Origin of the sequence: Ottowia sp. VDI28, from assembly GCF_049532675.1 — a bacterium.
Classification (GTDB): domain Bacteria; phylum Pseudomonadota; class Gammaproteobacteria; order Burkholderiales; family Burkholderiaceae_C; genus Ottowia.
In genome coordinates this window covers 2,452,571-2,472,337 of record NZ_CP149820.1, presented here as the reverse complement: position 1 = coordinate 2,472,337, position 19,767 = coordinate 2,452,571, and the positions used below count along the sequence as shown (strand labels likewise).

The 19,767-nt window shown below is 62.9% G+C and carries 19 protein-coding genes, 1 tRNA gene and 2 pseudogenes; 16 read left to right on the top strand and 6 right to left on the bottom strand.

What is annotated here, in order from left to right:
* Positions 1-6 precede the first annotated feature (6 nt).
* A complete protein-coding gene (locus tag WJU18_RS11835) occupies positions 7-639 on the top strand; it encodes a riboflavin synthase (RefSeq protein ID WP_423460246.1) in 633 nt (210 codons plus the stop codon).
* 19 nt (positions 640-658) lie between these two features.
* Here the strand turns inward: WJU18_RS11835 and hrcA are convergent, their stop codons facing one another.
* Positions 659-1,666: a heat-inducible transcriptional repressor HrcA gene (gene hrcA / locus WJU18_RS11830; RefSeq protein ID WP_423460245.1), complete on the bottom strand. Its 1,008-nt coding sequence runs from the start codon at positions 1,664-1,666 to the stop codon at positions 659-661.
* Positions 1,667-1,750: 84 nt separating this feature from the next.
* On the opposite strand from hrcA, the gene WJU18_RS11825 reads away from it, so the two are divergent.
* The 4 genes and pseudogenes from WJU18_RS11825 (at position 1,751) to WJU18_RS11810 (ending at position 5,838) form a co-directional block, all read left to right on the top strand.
* The gene (locus tag WJU18_RS11825; RefSeq protein WP_423460244.1) at positions 1,751-2,650 is read left to right on the top strand and encodes an NAD kinase; all 900 of its coding nucleotides are present in this window, start codon (positions 1,751-1,753) and stop codon (positions 2,648-2,650) included.
* Between the two features lie 49 nt (positions 2,651-2,699).
* Positions 2,700-4,408 (top strand): annotated as a pseudogene (gene recN, locus WJU18_RS11820) (DNA repair protein RecN).
* A complete protein-coding gene (rapZ, locus tag WJU18_RS11815) occupies positions 4,405-5,322 on the top strand; it encodes an RNase adapter RapZ (RefSeq protein ID WP_423460243.1) in 918 nt (305 codons plus the stop codon). The pseudogene recN and the gene rapZ overlap by 4 nt, the downstream one beginning before the upstream one ends.
* A gap of 75 nt (positions 5,323-5,397) precedes the next feature.
* Positions 5,398-5,838 carry an acyl-CoA thioesterase gene (locus tag WJU18_RS11810; RefSeq protein WP_423460242.1) on the top strand — a complete coding sequence of 147 codons (441 nt, stop codon included), beginning with the start codon at positions 5,398-5,400 and terminating at the stop codon, positions 5,836-5,838.
* Between the two features lie 15 nt (positions 5,839-5,853).
* On the opposite strand, the gene mutY is transcribed toward WJU18_RS11810, so the two are convergent.
* From mutY to mutM, 3 genes are all read right to left on the bottom strand, one after another.
* Complete coding sequence (gene mutY / locus WJU18_RS11805; RefSeq protein WP_423460241.1) at positions 5,854-6,900, bottom strand: A/G-specific adenine glycosylase; 1,047 nt, start codon at positions 6,898-6,900, stop codon at positions 5,854-5,856.
* Entirely contained in the window at positions 6,897-8,804 is a 1,908-nt protein-coding gene (locus WJU18_RS11800) for a dynamin family protein (RefSeq protein ID WP_423460240.1), read from the bottom strand. The genes mutY and WJU18_RS11800 overlap by 4 nt, the downstream gene beginning before the upstream one ends.
* A 62-nt stretch (positions 8,805-8,866) precedes the next feature.
* Positions 8,867-9,679, bottom strand: coding sequence for a bifunctional DNA-formamidopyrimidine glycosylase/DNA-(apurinic or apyrimidinic site) lyase (gene mutM, locus WJU18_RS11795; RefSeq protein WP_423460239.1), 813 nt, complete (start codon positions 9,677-9,679; stop codon positions 8,867-8,869).
* 71 nt (positions 9,680-9,750) lie between these two features.
* Between mutM and WJU18_RS11790 the strand changes: the two genes are divergently transcribed.
* From WJU18_RS11790 to pth, 9 genes and pseudogenes are all read left to right on the top strand, one after another.
* Positions 9,751-11,559, top strand: a complete 1,809-nt coding sequence (locus tag WJU18_RS11790) for a tetratricopeptide repeat protein (protein ID WP_423460238.1) — start codon at positions 9,751-9,753, stop codon at positions 11,557-11,559.
* On the top strand, positions 11,556-11,804 hold the full coding sequence (locus tag WJU18_RS11785; protein WP_423460237.1) for a hypothetical protein: 249 nt from the start codon (positions 11,556-11,558) through the stop codon (positions 11,802-11,804). Before WJU18_RS11790 ends, WJU18_RS11785 begins: the two co-directional genes overlap by 4 nt.
* A 17-nt stretch (positions 11,805-11,821) precedes the next feature.
* Entirely contained in the window at positions 11,822-12,073 is a 252-nt protein-coding gene (locus WJU18_RS11780) for a lipoprotein insertase outer membrane protein LolB (protein ID WP_423460236.1), read from the top strand.
* Between the two features lie 17 nt (positions 12,074-12,090).
* Positions 12,091-12,981, top strand: coding sequence for a 4-(cytidine 5'-diphospho)-2-C-methyl-D-erythritol kinase (gene ispE, locus WJU18_RS11775; protein ID WP_423460235.1), 891 nt, complete (start codon positions 12,091-12,093; stop codon positions 12,979-12,981).
* A gap of 38 nt (positions 12,982-13,019) precedes the next feature.
* Positions 13,020-13,096: transfer RNA gene (locus tag WJU18_RS11770), tRNA-Gln, on the top strand.
* Between the two features lie 138 nt (positions 13,097-13,234).
* Positions 13,235-14,218, top strand: coding sequence for a ribose-phosphate pyrophosphokinase (locus WJU18_RS11765; RefSeq protein ID WP_423460234.1), 984 nt, complete (start codon positions 13,235-13,237; stop codon positions 14,216-14,218).
* A 100-nt stretch (positions 14,219-14,318) separates the two neighbouring features.
* Entirely contained in the window at positions 14,319-14,936 is a 618-nt protein-coding gene (locus WJU18_RS11760; protein ID WP_423460233.1) for a 50S ribosomal protein L25/general stress protein Ctc, read from the top strand.
* Between the two features lie 71 nt (positions 14,937-15,007).
* The gene (locus tag WJU18_RS11755) at positions 15,008-15,778 is read left to right on the top strand and encodes a 2-keto-4-pentenoate hydratase (protein ID WP_423460232.1); all 771 of its coding nucleotides are present in this window, start codon (positions 15,008-15,010) and stop codon (positions 15,776-15,778) included.
* A gap of 38 nt (positions 15,779-15,816) precedes the next feature.
* Positions 15,817-16,487, top strand: a pseudogene (gene pth, locus WJU18_RS11750) (aminoacyl-tRNA hydrolase).
* A gap of 34 nt (positions 16,488-16,521) precedes the next feature.
* Here the strand turns inward: pth and WJU18_RS11745 are convergent.
* Complete coding sequence (locus tag WJU18_RS11745) at positions 16,522-16,779, bottom strand: YfhL family 4Fe-4S dicluster ferredoxin (protein ID WP_423460231.1); 258 nt, start codon at positions 16,777-16,779, stop codon at positions 16,522-16,524.
* Between the two features lie 117 nt (positions 16,780-16,896).
* Between WJU18_RS11745 and WJU18_RS11740 the strand changes: the two genes are divergently transcribed.
* Together WJU18_RS11740 and WJU18_RS11735 are read left to right on the top strand one after the other, a co-directional pair.
* A complete protein-coding gene (locus WJU18_RS11740; RefSeq protein ID WP_423460230.1) occupies positions 16,897-17,865 on the top strand; it encodes an ABC transporter permease in 969 nt (322 codons plus the stop codon).
* Positions 17,866-17,878: 13 nt separating this feature from the next.
* The gene (locus WJU18_RS11735) at positions 17,879-18,733 is read left to right on the top strand and encodes an ABC transporter permease (protein ID WP_423460229.1); all 855 of its coding nucleotides are present in this window, start codon (positions 17,879-17,881) and stop codon (positions 18,731-18,733) included.
* A 119-nt stretch (positions 18,734-18,852) separates the two neighbouring features.
* Here WJU18_RS11735 and WJU18_RS11730 read toward each other — a convergent pair whose 3' ends face one another.
* The gene (locus WJU18_RS11730) at positions 18,853-19,767 is read right to left on the bottom strand and encodes a LysR family transcriptional regulator (protein WP_423460228.1); all 915 of its coding nucleotides are present in this window, start codon (positions 19,765-19,767) and stop codon (positions 18,853-18,855) included.

Genomic DNA, 19,767 nt, shown 5'->3' with positions numbered 1-19,767 from the left:
GCTTTTATGTTCACAGGCATCATCACCGCTGTCGGCCGCATCGCTGAAATAAGCGATCTGGGGGCGAGCAGCGAGCACGGGAAGCAATTGCTCATCGAGGCGCCGGCAGGTTATCTGGATGACGTGGGGCTGGGCGACAGCATTGCCATCAATGGCGCTTGTATGACCGCTGTCACCATCGATGCGCCGGCCGGGCGTTTTGCCATCGACATTTCCGCTGAATCTCTGGCGCGCACCAGCGGGCTCGATCGCTCGGGGCCTGTCAATCTGGAAAAGGCTTTGCGCGCGAACGACAGGCTGGGCGGGCATATCGTGTCGGGCCATGTGGATGGCGTTGGCACGGTGCTCAGGTTCGAGCCGGTAGGCGAGAGCTGGCTGCTGCGCATTCTGGTTCCTGCCGCGCTGGCTCGGTATCTTGCCTACAAGGGCTCCATTACCGTCAATGGTGTCAGCCTGACGGTCAATGAGGTGGAAGATGCAGAGCAAGGTTGCGCAATCAGCATCAACCTCATTCCTCACACGGTGCAGAACACGGCGCTGCACGCGCTGGCGCAGGGGACTCAGGTCAACCTGGAGATCGACATGATCGCGCGCTACGTGGAGAGAATGCTGTCGGTGGATCCGGCGATTAGCAAGTAAGCGCCATTCGCCCTGCGTCCTACCGCCCGCTCTGGCTCAGCGCATTGCTGACCAGGCGGGACGTGATGTCCACGATCTGGATCATGCGGTCGTAGGGCATGCGCGTGGGGCCGATGACGCCCAGCGTGCCGACGACCTGGCCGTCGACCTCGTAGGGGGCACTCACCACCGAGAGATCCTCTACCGGCACGGTCTGGCTTTCGCCGCCGATGAAGATGCGCACACCCTCGGCCTGGCTGGAAATATCGAGCAAGCGCATCAACTGCGTCTTCTGCTCGAACAGATCGAATGCCCGGCGCAGCTGGTTCATGTCGCTGGAAAAATCGCTCACGGCCAGCAGATTGCGCTCACCAGAGATAATGACCTCGTCCTGCGCTTCTGTCAGGGCCTCCGAGCCCGCCTGCACGGCCGCTTGCATCAACCCGGCGATTTCACCCCTGAGCTTGTCCACTTCCTGGCGCAGGCGCGCGCGCACCTGCTCGATGGCCATGCCGGAGAAATGCGCGTTGAGGTAATTGGATGCCTCTATGAGCTCCGAAGAAGTGAAGTCCGTCTCGGTGAACAGCACCCGGTTTTGCACATCGCCATCCGGCGCCACGATGATCAGCAGAAGCCTTCGCTCCGATAGCCTCAGGAATTCGATATGCCGGAACACCGAGGTTCGCCGCGGCGCCATGACCACCCCGACGAACTGCGACAGGTTGGAGAGCAGGTGCGCCGCGCTGGCGATGACTTTCTGCGGCTGGTCAGCCGGCAGGGACGGCGCGGCCAGCTCTTCCCGCTGCGCCGTCAGCATGGTGTCCACGAACAGGCGGTAGCCTCGTGCAGTGGGCACCCGCCCTGCAGACGTGTGCGGGCTGGCGATAAGGCCCAGATCCTCCAGATCCGCCATCACGTTGCGTATGGTGGCGGGAGACAGCTCCAGCCCGGGCGCGCGCGAAAGCGTGCGCGAGCCAATCGGCTGGCCGTCGGCGATGTAGCGCTCGATCAGCATCTTGAGCAGCAGGCGCGAACGATCATCAAGCATCAATATTTTCTCAAATCACACTGAAAAACGCGAAAGCCACGACCCTCCGCTTTCAGGTTCAAATCATTATGATGTAATTTGCCGATGCAGCCTTCTTTTCACCGCGTCGCCCTCGTTGGCAAATACCAGGAATCAGTCTCGGGCGCCATCGACGAATCGGCGCGCGAACTCATTGCCGACCTTGGCGGTTTCCTGAGCGGTTTGAACTGCGAGGTAGTGCTGGAAAAGCAGACCGCCCAGAATACCGGCCTGGCGGAATTCCGCTCGCTGGAGGTTCCCGAGATCGGCGATGAATGCGATCTGTGCGTGGTGGTCGGCGGCGACGGCACCATGCTGGGCGTGGGGCGCCAGTTGGCCCGCTACGGCACGCCGCTGATTGGCATCAACCAAGGGCGCCTGGGCTTCATCACCGATATTTCCCTCGATCAGTACCGTGAAGTGCTCCCCCGCATGCTGGCCGGCGAGTATGAGGAAGACCACCGCAGCCTTATGCTGGGCAAGGTCATACGCGAAGGCCGCTGCGTGTTCGAGGCCCACGCCATGAACGACGTGGTGGTCAACCGGGGCTCCGCCTCGGGCATGGTCGAGCTGCGGGTGGAGGTGGATGGCAATTTCATCGCCAACCATCGTGCCGACGGCATCATCGTGGCCACGCCGACCGGCTCCACCGCCTATGCACTTTCCGCGGGCGGCCCGCTGCTGCACCCCCTGGTGCCAGGATGGGCATTGGTGCCGATCGCCCCCCATACCTTGTCCAACAGGCCTATCGTGTTGGCTGATCCTGTAGAAATAGCCATTGAGGTGGTCGCCGGCCGGGACGCCAGTGCCAGTTTCGACATGCAATCCATTACCTCGCTGCACCATGGCGACCGCATCCTGGTGCGCCGCTCCGAGTTCCGCGTGCGCTTTCTGCACCCCAAGGGCTGGAGCTACTTCGATACCTTGCGCGAAAAACTGCATTGGAACGAGGGAGGCGGCGCATGATGCACGCTGCCACCCTGCCCTCCTTCACCGCCCGCTGCATGGAGCCGTCATGGCGCTAAGAAGCCTCAGCCTGCGCGATTTCGTGATCGTGCCCAAGCTTGAACTGGACCTGGAAAGCGGCTTCACCGCGCTCACGGGCGAAACGGGCGCGGGCAAATCCATCCTGATCGACGCGCTGCAACTGGTGCTGGGCGCCCGTGCCGATACCCTGTGGATCCGCGAAGGCCAGCCACGCTGCGAGATTGGCGCGGAGTTCGACTGCCCTCCCGGCGCCGGCCCCTGGCTTGAGGAAAACGGCTTTGACAACGGCGCGGAAACCCTTTTGCTGCGCCGCGTGATCGATACCGGCGGCAAGAGCCGCGCCTGGGTCAACGGCTCACCCGCCACCGTGGCGCAACTGCGCGAGCTGGGCGAGCAATTGGTGGACATCCACGGCCAGCACGCCTGGCAGAGCCTGACACGCCCTGCCGCCGTACGCGCACTGCTCGACGCCTATGCCGGCGTGGACGCCACAGCCCTCACTGCAGCTTGGCAGGCCTGGCGCAGCGCGGAGACCACGCTGGCCGATGCTCGCGCCGCGCAACAGACCTTGGCGCAGGAACGCGAGCGCCTGCTCTGGCAGTTGGGTGATCTGGACAAACTGGCTCCCGCCGAACAGGAATGGGACGAACTCAACCGGCAGCACAGCCGCCTTTCGCATGCCCAGGCCTTGATCGATGCCGCGCAGGCTGCCAGCGAGGCGCTGGAGGCCGACGAAGGCGGCGAGGGCGGCGGACTGGCCCTGCTTGCCCAGGCCCAGCAAGCGCTCGATGAGCTGAGGAGCATCGAACCGGAATTTCAATCCGTCTCCGAAGTGCTGGAGGCCTGCCTCGCACAAGCGCGCGACGCGGTTCACAGCCTGCACGCCTACCTGCGCAGGGCCGATCCGGATCCCGCTCAGTTGGCCGCGCTGGATGAGCGCATGAGCCAATGGCTTTCGCTGGCGCGCCGTTACCGCCGCCCCCCGAGGAGCTACCTGCGTTGCTGGCTGGCTGGCGCGCCGATCTGCAGCGCCTGGATGCCGCAGCCGACCTGGGCGCTCTCGAAGCCGCTTCAGCCAAGGCGCGCGCCGCCTATATGGTGCACGGCGGCGAGGTATCGGCGCTGCGGCGGAAAGCCGCACAGAAGCTGGCACGCGAAGTCAGCGCGGCGATGCAGGAGCTGGGCATGCAGGGCGGCCGCTTTGAGGTCTCGCTGGAGCCTCTCCCCGAGCCCGCGGCGCACGGCCTCGAAAACACGCTGTTCCTGGTGGCCGGACATGCCGGCGGCACGGCACGCCCGGTTGATCGCGTCGCCTCGGGCGGCGAACTCTCCCGGCTGGCGCTGGCCATTGCCGTCACGACCAGCCAGCTCGGCAGTTCACCTACCCTGGTGTTCGACGAAGTAGACAGCGGCGTGGGCGGTGCAGTGGCGGCTACCGTGGGCCGCCTGCTGCGGCGGCTGGGCAAAGACCGGCAAGTGCTGTGCGTGACGCACCTGCCCCAGGTGGCCGCCTGCGCCGACCACCACCTGCTGGTCAGCAAGCAAGGCGATGGCGGCGGCATCACCAGTACCGTACGGCCTGTGCGTGACGAGCCGCGCACCAATGAGATTGCCCGCATGCTTGGCGGCGAACACATCTCAGAGACCACACGCGCCCACGCCAGGGAAATGCTCGCCGTGCCCACAGTTTCTGCCGCCCCGGCGCCACCTGCCCGAGGCAAGAAGGTGCGGGCATGAGCACAGCAAGCTCGCTACATGGTGGGAAGGGCGAAAAGGGTGAAAGCGCGCCTCACATCGAACTGGTCGTGATCACCGGCATGTCCGGCTCGGGCAAGTCGATCGCGCTTCATGCGCTGGAAGATGCCGGCTATTACTGCGTGGACAACCTGCCGCCGGAGCTGCTGGAGCCATTCATTGCCCTGGAGGACCAACGCCGCGCGCGCAAGATCGCCATCGCTGTTGACGTGCGCAGCGGCCACTCGCTTCCCCAGTTGCCGCTGCTGCTGCATAGCCTGCGCGACCGGGGTTTGCAACTGCGGCAGATTTTTCTCGATGCCAATGACCAGACGCTGATCAGGCGCTTCTCGGAAACCCGCCGGCGCCACCCCTTGTCACAGCCAGGCGAGGCCGATGCCCATCAAGCCCTGTTGCAGGCGATCGTGCGCGAACGCGAGCTGCTCGCCGACCTGCGCGAACGCTCTCACGTGATCGACACCAGCTTCCTGAGGCCCGCGCAACTGCTGGCGTTCGTGAAGGAGCTGATTTCAGCCCCCGCGTCGCATCTGACGCTGGTGTTCGAATCTTTCGCATTCAAGCGCGGTATCACGCTGGATGCGGACTACATGTTCGATGTGCGCATGCTGCCCAATCCGCACTATGAAGCGGCACTGCGCCCGCTCACGGGGCGCGACCAGCCCGTGATGGATTTTTTGCAGCGCCAGCCGGAAGTCGCGCTGATGCAGGAGCAGATCGCCGAATTTCTCCGCACGTGGCTGCCTGCGCTGGCGCGAGACCACCGCAGCTATGTCACGGTAGCCATTGGTTGCACCGGCGGGCAGCACCGCTCGGTGTACCTGGTGGAGCAACTGGCGGCAGAGTTCAGCAAGCAATGGCTGACACTGCGGCGGCACCGGGAATTGGTCGAAAGCTGATACCGGTTGAAGGCTGATACTGGCCGAAAGCTGATGTCCCTGGCGAAAAGCCCCCCATTTCTCACCGAAGTTTTCATGGCGCGCATTCAAATCGAGCTTCCCGCGCAGTTTCTGTTTTCCACTGAACTGCAGATCTACATCAGCCACGTCAACCAAGGCGGCCATCTGGACAACGCTCAACTGCTGACCCTGGTGTCCGAAACGCGCGTGCGCTTTTTCAGGCATCTGGGCTATCGCGAATCCAATGTGCTGGGCCATGGCATCGTCGTGGGTGACATCGTGGCCCAGTACAAGTCTGAAGGCTTCTACGGTGAAACCATGCGCGTGGAAATGACCCCGGATGATCCCAACAAATACGGCTTCGATCTGGTCTTTCGCATGACCGAAACAAGCAGCGGGCGGGAAGTGGCCCGCGGCAAGGTAGGCGTGGTGTTTGTGACCAAGGGAGAGCATCGCAAGGTAGCGCCTATCCCAGCCGAGCTCAGGACGGTTCTGTTCAGCGGCAGCCATCCATAAGAACGTGTTTTCGTTCTAAGACCCCGTCACTTCCAGAAAACGCCGCACCGGCGCCGGTAATCCCAGTGCCGGCCATTGCGCCTCATCAAACCAGCCACCCTCCGCGCCCCCGCCTCCCGCGAACGCCGAGTCAGACACTTGCGCGGTCACTACGCGAAGATACAAATCGCGGTGCGTGAGCACATGCATGAAAGGCGTGTGTTCGACAACGCGCTCATGCTCAAGCGGCGGCAGCAGCGCCAACAGTTCCTCGCGCGATGCAAATGCCGGCATGCAATGCAGCCCCGCCCAGATGCCCGGCGCCGGGCGAGGCGCCAGCCATACGCGCCCCTTTTCATCAACGGCTTGCAGCAACCACAGATCGAGCTGGGTGCGCTTGAGGCGCTTCGTTTTCACGGGGTACCGCTCAGGCTCGCCCTCATGCGTAGCCACACAATCGGCCGACAGAGGGCACAGCAGGCAGACCGGCCGGCGCAGCGTACACACAGTGGCCCCCAGGTCCATCAGGCTCTGGGTATAGACAGGCATGGCCTCGCGCGGATTCGCCACCGGCAGCAGTCCTTCAGCACGTTGCCAAAGCGCCCGCTCGTTCGCCAGCACGGCCATGTCATCCGAGATACCGAAGTAGCGAGTCAGTACGCGCTTGACGTTACCGTCGAGAATGGCGGCGCGCTCACCGAAGCAGAACGCCGCGATGGCGGCCGCGGTGGAGCGCCCGATACCGGGGAGGGTTTGCAGCAATTCGGCACTGGGCGGAAAGTGACCGCCGAACCGGGATACCACCTCCTGCGCACAGCGGTGGAGATTGCGGGCCCTCGAGTAATAACCCAGACCGCTCCACAAAGCCATCACGTCGCCTTCCGATGCCGCGGCAAGCGCCGCCACATCCGCAAAGCGCGCCAGGAACCGGGGGTAATACTCCAGCACGGTCGTCACCTGCGTCTGCTGCAGCATGATCTCCGACAGCCAGACCCGGTAGGGATCGCGCGTCCCCTGCCAGGGCAAGCCATGCCGCCCGTGACTGCGTTGCCAGGCGATCATGCGCTCGGAAAACAATGTCATACCGTCACCTCCTCGGAGGAAGAGCCCCGCGCCCGCAGGGGATGGGTCTGGCGCAATTCGCGCGTCAGCCTGTCAAGGTGACTATCCAGGGTATTGAGCAAGATTTCCCGTTCCTCGATTTCACGCAGGCGGTCGCCCAGTCCGCCGGCGGCATCCTGAATGCGCTCGATGGCCTCCGTTCGCCGGTCGAACGCCTGCCGGCGCTCTCGCAATTGCGTCGCGAGCTGAGCCGAAGAGGACCTGTTCCACAGTTCGACTTCAGCCAGCGCCGCATCGAAAGTCGAGCGCACGCGTGCCAGCAACGCACGCGCCAACCGTTCAGCAAAATCCGGGCGCGACAGGCGGAACATGTTGCCAAGCCCCAGGTATTGCAAATGGCTGCGTTCCACCACGCTCAGATCGTCCTCGAAACGAACCAGGTCCGGGACCGGGGGCAGCTCCAGCTCAAAGCCATGCTCGGCGTTGAGTTCACCGAAAATCCTCGTCAGCATCGATTCGATTTCTGTTTCAATCAAGCGCACATGTCCGATCACGCCGCGCAAATTGCCAAAGCCTTCGGCATAGGCCTTTCTCACGCCAAACTTGACCCCCGGCTGCCGCAACATCGCCGTCAAGGGCGCCAGTTCCTTCTTGATCGATGCATTGCCCAGCAGTCTGAACACATCACGCAGCAATTTCGTGTGGACTGACCGCGCTGCCAGCACATTGCTGGCACCACGATCGAACTCCGCTATTTCATGCTCGACGCGCGCGCGCATCTGGCGGATCACACTTTGATTCTTGCCATGCAGGCTGCGCAACTCCTGCATCTGCTCGAAAAGCTCCCGCCGCCGCACGCCCAACAGGCGCTGCGCCTGCGATTGAAGCTCATTCACGCCTGACAGAATCGCGCCTTCGAGCAGGTGTTGCCGCGCGGCCAGCAGATCTCCGCCCAGCACCTGCTCAAAAGACGGCAGACGGCTCTGGGCGAGTAGCGCTGTATCGCCTCGCACCTTGGCCAGCAGGCCTTTCTGTGCGGACAGTGCCAGCACCCTTTGCGGTGGAAGGGAGAGTATCTGCGCGGCCTGAAGGCGTTGCCGCTCGATCTGCTCGTCGATCTCCTCCGGCGGACTGAGATCGTCCCAGAGGGTATCGATCTTGTTGAGCACGGCAAGGCGCACACCAGGTCCCTCTTCCACCGGTGCCAGATGCTCGCGCCATATGGTCAGATCGGACTTGGTCACGCCCGTATCGGTCCCCAGCATGAACACCACGGCTTGCGCCTGCGGAATCAGGTTCACGGTCAGTTCAGGCTCGGTGCCAATGGCGTTCAGTCCCGGCGTATCAAGCACCACCAACCCCTGCTTGAGGAGCGGATGCACCATATTGACGAGTGCATGGCGCCAGCGCGGCACCACGACACGGCCATCGGCGTTCAATGGCGGGTTGTCTTCAGGATGATCGTCATGCCAGAAGCCCAGGGCGCCTGCTTCTTCCTTGGTCACGGCCAGCGTCTCGGAGACCTTCTTCATGGCGCTCGCCAACTGCTCGGGATTGTTCATCGCCAGATCGAGATGCACCCACTTCTCCGGTCTTTGGCGCCATTCGAGCAGCGAGGGCGAGTGCAGACGAGTTTCTATGGGCAGCAAGCGCAGACAGGCGGGCAGATCAGGGTCGTAGCCCAGCTCGGTCGGGCACATGGTGGTGCGCCCGGCGCTGGCCGGCATGATGCGGCGGCCGTAGCCCGGAAAGAACACAGCATTGATCAGCTCCGACTTGCCCCGCGAGAATTCCGCCACGAAGGCCACCATGACCTTGTCGGCACGCACCTGCTCGATCAGCCGCTGCGCACGCTCCTCCGCGCCAGCGTTCAGCAGCTCGTTCTCCTGCAACCAGTCGGCCAGTACTTTCAAGCGCAGGCTCATTTCCCTGCGCCAGGCATCGTGTTGGTCAAACCGCTCGTAAAACCCTGTCACCCCTGCATCCCTCACGCCTGGCACTCCGGGCAAAAGAAAGTCGACCGCTGTCCCTGCCTGATCAGGCGGATCGGTGTGCCGCAACGCCCGCAAGGTTGCGCGGCACGGCCATAGACGGCCGCTTCCAGCTGAAAGTGCCCCGTCTCACCGAACGCGTTGGAAAAATCACGCAGCGTACTGCCTCCGCGCTCGACAGCGCGCGCGAGCACCTCCCGGATGGCTGCATGCAAGCGGTCGGTCCGGATGCGGGAAAGCCTGCTTGCCCGCACGGTAGGCCGAATGCCGGCCAGAAACAGGACTTCCGATGCGTAGATATTCCCCACCCCCACGACCACATCACCCGCCAGCAATACTTGCTTGATCGGTGCCCGCCGCAACTTCAGCCCCGCATGAAAGCGGGCGGCGTCGAAGTCCTCGCCCAGAGGCTCCATGCCCAGCCCCGCCAGCAGCTTGCGCGCCGGATCGGCATGCTCGCTTTCGGCCCACACCACGGCGCCGAAGCGTCTCGGATCATGCAGGCGCAGCGTGCCGGCGCTGGTTACCAGATCAAAATGATCATGGGCCCCTGGCGGTGGCAGTTGGCTGGAGAAATTCAGGCTGCCCGACATGCCCAGGTGTATCAACAGCACGCCGTCATCCATCCACAACAGCAGATACTTGCCGCGCCGGCCGACTTCGCGCACCGTGCGGCCGGCCAGCATGCCGGGCTCGATGCCAAGCGGCCAGCGCAAAGGTTTCCCCATAGCCGCGGAGAGGACGCGCGCGCCGCGGATTCTCTCCGCGAAGCTGCGGCGGGTGACTTCTACTTCGGGCAGTTCAGGCATAAAAGATGACCATGTCGTCATTCCCGGATGACGGGCACATGGACCTTGACATATACACTTCAGAAACGGGCATGGATTATTATGGCTTGATGCACCATTTCTTCCGTGTTTTCCCCTTGTTGACGTTGGTCTCGGGCATGGCATTCGCGCAGGCGCCAAAACCTGCGCAGCCGGCCTCGGACGCCGTGCCACCGGCCGCCCCGGCGTCGGCTGCCAGCGCGGCGGAAACACCCAGGCCATCGGCCTTGACCGCGCGGCTGCTCTATGAATTGCTGGTAGGCGAGCTGAGCTTTCAGGACGGTGAAGCCAACCAGGGCATCGCGCTGATGCTTGATGCGGCAAGGCGCACCCACGATTCCGTGCTGTACAAGCGGGCCGTCGAAATGGCGATCCAATCACGCTCGGGCTCCATGGCGATGGATGCCGTGCGTGCCTGGCGCCAGGCCGAGCCGCGGTCGCCGGATGCCAACCGCCTGGAGCTGCAGGTCATGGTGGCCTTGGGCCGCATCGCCGAATCCGACGCCCCCCTGCGCGCCACGCTGGCCGCACTGCCGGCCACCGACCAGGAACCATTCATCCTGGCCGTGCCCTCACTCTATACCCGCGCCATCGACAAAGCGGAAGCCGCGCAGGTGGTCGAACGCGGGCTGGCGGACGTCCTGCAGAACCCTGCCCTGGCCCCCGCCGCCTGGACAAGCATCGGCCGCATGCGGCTGTCCACCAACGACAGGACCGGCGCCCTGTCTGCCGCCAACCTGGGGCAAACGGCCAACCCGAAATCCGAGTGGCCCGCCCTGCTCGCCCTGCAACTCATGACCGGCGCGGACGAACCCAACGCCGAACCCTTGATCAAGCGATACCTGCGCAACGCCACGCCCAAGCCCGAAGTACGGATCGGTTACGCGCGCGCCCTCGTGGATGCCGGCCGCGGCAAGGAGGCTCACGAGCAACTGGCCGAACTCACGCGCAACCAACCGGACTACCCCGAAGGCTGGTTGGCGCAGGGTGCGCTGTATGCCCAGGAGCGTCACGATACCGAAGCTGAAACCGCTCTCAAGCGCTATCTGGAACTGGCCACCCAGCCTTCCGCGGACGAACGCTTCGATCGCAGCAATGGCCGCAATCAGGCCCGCATGACCTTGGCCCAGATTGCCGAGCGGCGCGGCGACTATGCTGCGGCCGAAAGCATGCTGGCCAAAATCGATTCGCCTGACGAAGCCATCAATGTCCAGCTGCGCCGCGCCACCATCCTGGCGCGCCAGGGGCAGCTTGACGAAGCCGTCCAGTTGATTCGCAGCGTTCCCGTGCGCACGCCCGAGGACGCGCGCATGAAAATCACGGCAGAAGCCCAGTTGTTGCGCGAGAACAAGCGTCCGCAACAAGCCTATGACCTTCTGCAATCCGAGCTGAGCAAAGACCCGGAAGACGAAGACCTGCTCTACGACACAGCCATGGCCGCCGAAAAGCTCGACCGGTTGGATGAAATGGAGCAGTTGATACGCAAGCTGATCGAGATCAAGCCCGACGCCTTCAACGCCTACAACGCGCTCGGCTACACATTTGCCGACCGCAACCTGCGGCTCCCCGAAGCCAAACAGCTGATCGAAAAGGCAGTGGAACTCTCGCCGGACGATCCTTTCATTCAAGACAGCCTGGGCTGGGTTGAATTCCGCCTCGGAAACCGTGCGCAGGCACTCCGCATCCTGCAGGCCGCCTTCGCCAAACGGCCCGACGCCGAGATTGCCGCCCACCTGGGAGAAGTGCTATGGACCATGGGCCGCAAGGACGAGGCCATCGTTGTCCTGCGCAATGGCGTGCGCCTGAACGCTGAAAATGAAACCCTGCAGGAAACGCTCCAGCGCCTGAAGATCAATCCGTGAGGAGCCCGAAAGACCTTCCGCTCTCCCGCCGCCAGGCAGCACAAGCTCTGCTGCTGGCTACGGCCGCCTTGGCGGCCGGCTGTGCCAGCATCAGCAGGGAAACGCGCGCCATCGACACCGAACGAACCTCGTGGAGCGGCCGACTGGGCTTGCGTGTGGCCTCCGAGCCGCCTCAGTCCTTCTCGGCCGGCTTTTCCTTGAACGGCAACGCGCAAGCCGGTGAACTCAGCCTGACCTCCCCCTAGGCAGCACGCTGGCCGTGATGAAATGGCAACCCGGTGCCGCCACGCTAAACCAGGACGGCAAGGAAAAGCAATACAGCTCCCTGGACGAACTCGTCGCACAGGCCATCGGCACTCCTATCCCCGTGCGCGCGCTGTTTGCCTGGCTACGGGGAGAACCTCAGGCTGTGGAAGGATGGCAAACCGATCTGAGCGCTCTCGGCAACGGCCGCCTGACCGCGCAGCGGCTGCAACCCCTGCCCACGGCCGAGTTGCGGCTGGTCTTTGAATAAGCTCCGTCCCTATCGCTATGAACAGCCTCCTGGACGTGCCTGCCCCGGCCAAGCTGAATCTTTTCCTGCACATCACCGGGCGGCGTCCCGACGGCTATCACCTGCTGCAATCGGTATTCATGCTGATCGACTGGTGCGACACCTTGCATTTCGAACGCCGCGCCAACGGCGCCGTCACCCGAGAAGACCTGAGCGGCCCGGCCCTTCCTCCTGACGATCTCTGCACGCGCGCCGCCCGTGCACTACAAGCTGCCACCGGCTGCAGCGAAGGCGCACATATCGCGCTGCACAAGCGCATTCCCGCGCAGGCGGGCATGGGAGGAGGCTCCTCGGATGCTGCCAGCACCCTGCTAGCCCTCAACCGGCTCTGGAATCTTGGCCTGAAGCGCGAACAGCTTGAAGCCATTGGGCTCTCCCTGGGTGCCGACGTGCCCTTCTTCCTGCGCGGGCGCAACGCCTGGGTGGAAGGCGTGGGCGAGCGCATTACCCCGCTGGAGCTGCCTTCTGCATCTTTTGTTGTATTGAAGCCACCTGCCGGACTCGAAACAAAAGCAATTTTTTCTGACCCCTCTTTAAAGCGCGATACAAACCCTGCTATACTCGAAGGCTTCGCTGATAACCCTTGGGGCTTTGGCCACAATGACCTTCAGCCGGTTGCAAAGCGGCTTTGCCCGCTTGTTGCCGAGGGCCTTGAGCACCTTAGTGCACACGGCCTTCAAGGTAGAATGACCGGTTCAGGCAGCGCCTTGTTTGCTCATTCAGATGCTGGTTTGCATATAGCCAATCCGCATACTGTTTTGGCCGTACGAAAGTTGGCACAAAAACTGGAGCAGACAGGCTGGCAAGTCAAGGGTTGCAGCAATATGGCAGTTCATCCGCTTGTCGGCTGGGCTGCCAGTGAAAGTTAAGGGCAGCCGTTTCCTGCTTCGGAGACGGTAGCCAGTGTAGGGGAGTCGCCAAGTTGGTCAAGGCACCGGATTTTGATTCCGGCATGCGAGGGTTCGAGTCCTTCCTCCCCTGCCAAACCATTATCGTTGTAGAAGCCGTGTGTGTGCCCAAAGGCGCCGCGCAGCAGAGCACAAAAAGCCGCTTAAGGCCCATCGTGGCCGGTTAGGGCTGATTGAGGCCGATAATCGAAGCACGCAACTCACCGGAAAGCCCATGCAGCCGCAGCCGTCATCCACCCCCGACTTTCTGGTGTTCACCGGCAACGCCAATCCCGCATTAGCCTCCGAAATCGCCGCCAACCTGGGCCTTTCGCTCGGTGCCGCTGACGTGGGCCGCTTCTCCGACGGCGAAGTCACCGTCGAGATCAAGCAGAACGTGCGCGCGCGCGATGTCTTCGTGGTGCAGTCCACCTGCCAGCCCACGAACGAAAACCTGATGGAACTGCTCATCATGGTAGACGCCCTCAAGCGCGCATCGGCTGAGCGCATCAACGCGGTGATCCCCTACTTCGGCTACGCCCGCCAGGACCGCCGCCCGCGTTCCACACGCGTGCCCATCTCCGCCAAGGTAGTGGCCAACATGCTGCAGGCGGTGGGCGTGAACAGCGTCCTGATGATGGACCTGCACGCTGACCAGATCCAGGGCTTCTTCGATATCCCGGTCGACAACATCTACGCCTCCCCAGTGCTGCTGGGCGATCTGCGGCAGAAGAACTACGAAGACCTGCTGGTGGTCAGCCCCGACGTCGGCGGCGTGGTGCGTGCCCGCGCGCTGGCCAAGCAGCTCAACTGCGACCTGGCCATCATCGACAAACGCCGGCCCAAGGCCAACGTGAGCGAAGTGATGCACGTCATCGGCGACATCGAAGGCCGCAACTGCGTCATCATGGACGACATGATCGACACCGCCGGCACGCTGGTGAAGGCCGCCGAGGTTCTCAAGGAGCGCGGTGCCAAGAAGGTGTACGCCTACTGCACGCACCCCATTTTTTCCGGCCCCGCCATTGAGCGCATCGCCCAGGGCAGCGCGCTCGACGAGGTCGTGGTGACCAACACCATTCCGCTCAGCGAAAGCGCCGTGGCTTGCGGCAAGATCCGCCAGCTTTCCGTGGCCCCGCTGATCGCCCAGACGATCCAGCGCATCGCCCGCGGAGAGTCGGTCATGAGTTTGTTCTCGGAGCAGGACAACCTGTTCTAAGAACCTAGTACGGCCGGCGTACCTCATTCATTGAGGGGCGCATGGCCTTTTTAAACCGGAGCCGCACTGGTCGCGGTCGGCTTCATCCAAGGAGTTAGTCATGAAATTTGTCGCTTTTGAGCGCAGCAAGCAGGGTACGGGTGCGAGCCGCCGTCTGCGTAACGCCGGCAAAGTGCCCGGCATCGTCTATGGTGGCGAAGGCGAGCCCCAGTTGATCGAGCTCGACCACAACGCCCTGTGGCAAGCCATCAAGAAAGAAGCCTTCCACTCTTCCGTGCTCGACATGGAACTGGGCGGCAAATCCAGCCAGGTCCTGCTGCGTGATCTGCAGATCCACCCCTACAAGCAGCAAGTGCTGCACATCGATTTCCAGCGCGTCTCCGCCAAGACCAAGATCCACATGAAAGTGCCCCTGCACTTCAGCGGCGAAGAAGAGTCGAATGCCGTCAAACTGGACAAGTGCCTGGTCAACCACGTGCTGACCGAACTGGAAGTTTCCTGCCTGCCGGCCGATCTGCCTGAGTCGATCAACATCGACCTGTCCAAACTGGAAAAAGGCACCACGCTGCACCTGAACGACGTCCAACTGCCCAAGGGCGTGACGCCCGTTCTGCACGGCAAGGACAACCCTGTGCTGGTCACGGTGGTGGTTCCTGCCGCCGAAGAAGCCGAAGCTGCTCCCGCAGCCGAAGCCGCTCCGGCCGCCGACAAGAAGTAAGTCCTTCCGGCTTCTCTCGCTCCAAAAGCCCGCTGATTTCATCAGCGGGCTTTTTTGTTTAAATTGGCCACATGAACACAGAAGCCATCGCCGATGCTCTTTGGCAATCCATGCAGGAGGGGCGCCACATGCCGCCGGAATGGGCTGGCAAATTCTCCCTGCAGCAGGGTTATGAGGTGCAGTTGGCCCTTCTGTCGCGGCGAATCGCCACGGGCGACAGGCAATCCGGGTGGAAGGTCGGTCTCACGGCCGAGGCCATGCGTGTTCAGCAGCAGGTGCACGAGCCCTGCTTTGGCTACCTGCTTGAAAGTGGCCGGCATCCAAGCGGACAGACTTACCGGTTCGCGGACCTGATCGAGCCCGGCTTCGAAAATGAGCTTTGCCTCACCATCGGCAAGACCTTGCGGGGGCCGGGCATCACGCTTGAAGAAGTGATGGATGCGGTCACACACGCCTCCCCGGCCTTGGAAATCGTCGAAGTTCGCGGCCCTTTCGGCGGCAACCTGCCTCTCGCCATGGCGGACAACGCCCAGCAGAAGGCCTATGTCACAGGGCCAGCCGTCGCGCTGACGGCCAGCAACCGCGCACTGGCCGACGCGGAAGTGACAGTCGACATCAATGGCGAGACCAGTGAAACCGCATCTGGCTCCGCCGTCATGCAGGGCGGAGGCATGCTCTCAGTGGTCTGGCTGGCCAACAAACTGTCCGAATTTGGCCTCTCGCTGGAGGCCGGCATGCAAGTGATGTCCGGCTCTTTCACACGCCAATACCGTGCAGTGGCTGGCATGCAGGTGAGATCCTCATTCACCCCCTTCGGGACGGTGAGTGCAGAGTTTGTCTGAAACCGCCCGGGAAACCGCTGCCAACCGATAATCTCCCCATGATCAAGCTGTTCGTCGGCCTCGGCAATCCGGGCCCAGAGTATGAAGACACCCGGCATAACGCCGGTTTCTGGTGGATAGATGCCGTGGCACGCTCACTCGGAGCCACGTTGGTGACCGAGCGCGGGTATCAAGGCAAGGTAGCGCGCGTCAATGTCAAGGGACAGAGCACCTGGCTACTCGAGCCGCAGACATTCATGAATCTTTCAGGCAGGTCGGTGGCGGCGCTGGCACGTTTTTACAAGATCGCGCCGGAGGAAATCCTGGTGGTGCACGATGAGCTCGATCTGGCGCCGGGTCAGGCCAAGCTCAAAAAGGGGGCGGTCACGCCGGCCACAACGGCCTGCGGGATATTCATGCACAACTGGGCTCCTCCGACTACTGGCGCCTGCGCCTGGGCATCGGCCATCCGGGGGACAAATCGCAAGTCGTGGGCTGGGTGCTGAAAAAACCGCCAGCCGATGAGATGACCGCCATCGAAGAGGCGATTGCGCGCTCGGTGAAGGCTTTTTCGCTCCTGGCGGAGGGAGAAATTCCTCAGGCCACGGTGCAGATCCATACGTCCAAGCCCCCGCGCGAAAAGCCGCCCCGCCGGGAGCCGCAGAGTTTGGCTGAGATGCCCGCAAACGCGTCATCGCGCAAGGCGGCTTCCAGCGGCACCGATGAATGAAGTGCTGCCTCAGGATACCGCCAACTCAATCAGTTCACGCGCTGGTCTCGCCTTGCAAGCGCCGAAACTTCTGCCATAGCGTCTCCTTGTCCTCCACGTGCTGAGGGTTCAAGGGTATGCACTCCACGGGACACACCTGCACACACTGGGGCTCATCAAAATGACCAACGCACTCGGTGCACTTGCCGGGATCGATCTGATAGATCTCCTGTCCCATGAAAATGGCTTCGTTCGGGCACTCCGGCTCGCAGACGTCGCAGTTGATGCACTCGTCGGTGATCATCAGCGCCATGGTGCAACTCCGGTAAGCCAAGCAGATTTCATGCATTAATTATCCGCTGTACGCCAGCCCGCAGCCAAAGGGCCGCCGCAAAGCCGCCACCCTTTGTGTTGATAATGCCGCCGACACATGAGCTACTTTCTCTTCAAACGCGTACTGACCCTGATCGCCACCCTGGTGGCGACCTCCGTCATCGTGTTTTCCGCGCTCGAAATCCTGCCCGGCAATGCCGCCCAGGTATTGATGGGACCAGACGCCGATCCGGCGGCGGTACAGGCCAAAACGATCGAGCTCGGACTCGATCAACCTGCCCTGCAGCGTTACTTTCATTGGCTTGGAGGGCTGACCCACGGCGACATGGGACAGTCGTACACCTACGGTTCGCCCGTCTCGGAGTTGATCGCCGAGCGCCTGTCGCTCACGATACCGCTGGCGGTGATGGCCATGCTGCTCACCACCGTGCTGGCGCTGGCGGTAGGGGTCTATGCCGCCGCACGCCACAACCGGGCAGGAGACATCGGCCTGATGACGCTCGCACAGGTCGGCATTGCCATTCCGAATTTCTGGTTCGCCATTCTGCTGATCCTGCTCTTTTCCGTGAAGCTGCAATGGTTTTCCGCGGGCGGATTCGATGGCTGGTATTTCGAGGACGGCATCCTGGCCGGCCTGTGGGAAGGCTTCAAGGCGCTCATCCTGCCTGCCGTGGCACTGGCCGTCGTGCAGGCAGCCATTCTGGCCCGCTTCTGCCGCTCGGCGGTACTGGAGGTACTGCGTGAAGACTTCGTGCGCACCGCGCGCGCGAAGGGCCTGTCGCACAGCGCCACGCTCTGGGGACACGTCCTGCGCAACGCCATGATCCCGGTCGTGACCGTCATGGGCATGCAGTTCGCCGAGTTGCTCGCGGGCACCATCGTGGTGGAAAGCGTGTTCTACCTGCCGGGGCTCGGTCGCCTGATTTTCCAGAGCATCGCCAACCGCGATCTGATCGTGGTGCGTAACTGCGTAATGCTGCTGGCTGCCATGGTGGTGATCGTGAACTTCGTCGTCGACGTGCTCTACGCCACCATCGATCCGCGCGTGAAGGCCAGCGAAATATGAAATTCCTTGCCCGATGACCGCTGCCGCCCTGTCCTCCGCCGCGCCAGGATTCTGGCACCGCGCCCGCCGCCATCCCGGCTTCGTCATCGGCGGCGTGCTTTCACTGCTTCTGGTGCTGGCGACCCTGGTGTCCTATCTCTGGACCCCTTACTCCGTGTTCGACGTCGACATGGATGCCAAATTGCTGCCTCCCAGCGGCCAGCACTGGCTCGGCACTGACGCCTTCGGCCGCGACGTGGCCTCGCTGCTCCTCGTCGGTGCAAGGGCATCGATCCTGGTGGGCGTGATCGCCGTCGGCATCGGCTTGCTGGCCGGTACGGCCCTGGGATTGCTGGCCTCGGCCAGGCGCAGTTGGGTAGAGGAGCTGATCATGCGGGTGTCCGACTTCGGCCTGGCCTTTCCAGCCATCCTCACCGCGATCATGCTGACCGCCGTCTATGGCCCGGGCATCGTCAACGCCATCATTGCGATCGGCATCTACAACATCCCCACGTTCGCTCGCATCACGCGTGCGGCCGCCAACGCCACCTGGAGCCGCGACTACGTGCTGGCCGCGCGAGCCAGCGGCAAGGGTGCCTGGGCCATCACGTGGCAGCATGTACTGCCCAACATCCTGCCGGTCTTGATCGTGCAAACCACGATCCGCTTCGCCATCGCCATTCTGGCCGAGGCCGCCCTCTCCTATCTGGGCCTAGGCACTCAGCCACCCCAGCCGAGCTGGGGCCGCATGCTGGCCGAAGCCCAAACCCTGATGTTCCAGGCCCCTCTGCTCGCCGTATGGCCGGGGCTGGCGATTGCCCTGGCGGTGCTGGGTCTCAATCTCCTGGGCGATGGCTTGAGGGATCTTCTCGATCCGAGACTGGAGTAGGCGTTGATCCGCCCGGCATCAAAAGATGGCCTTCTGGCAGACGACACCCTCCACTACCACCTCCCATTGGGCACGGCTTTTGGCTCGCATTGCAGAAGATGTCGTCATCGAGCTTGCTGTCATTCAACATTAGGATTTGCGAACAGAGGCAACAACCGCTCGTGCAGCCAGCGCCTTGCGGCATCTGCCTCGAAACGACGGCTCCAGTAGAGCGCGATATCGCATTCGACCGGTGCCAGTGTGGAACTCAGGACCGCGCAGCCATCCAGTGACTCCAGCACTAGAGCCGTGCGCAGCGGAACGATTCCCGCCCAATCAGTATGTCGGACAATATCCGGCACCCCTGTGGATTGCAGCGTGCTCATGCGGACCCGATCGGCTGAGCCCAACTGCTCGAGCAAGCGGATGCTGTCGGGGTGCGATTTGCTCATGACATACTCCAACCGCCTCAACACCCCTTCAGGCGCCGCAGTACGACCGTCCAAATGCTGCAATAGGGGATGACCGGTGCGCACGATGAAGCCGTACTGGTCTTCCATCAGCCGCGTCGACGGGCAGCCGGTCAGTTGGGGCAGGTATCCAATGGCGTAGTGGATCTTGCCCTCATTCAGCGCGGCCTCGACCTCTCCCGGCGGAAACTGGAAGCTCTCCAGCCCCATGTGGGGCCCCTGCTGCTCGAGCTCCCGCGCCAGACGCGGCAGGAAGCTGCATTCGCCGAGATCGTTCAGGTGCAACCGAAATACACGGCTGGAACGGGCCGGATCGAATTGCTCGGCCTCTTCCATCGCGCGCTCCAAGGTGGACAGCGCCAGTTGAACGGCTGCGGCGAAGCGATCTGCCTTGGGAGTGGGCTCGACGCCGCCGGGCACGCGCAGGAACAGCGGGCTCTTCAGGATGGCGCGCAGACGGGAGAGACTGTGGCTTATCGCCGACTGGGTCAGGCCCAAGGCGTCGGCGGCGCGGGTGACGCTTCGCAGCCGATAGACCGCGTCGAACACCTTCATCAGATTGAGATCGATATCCCGGATGTGCAT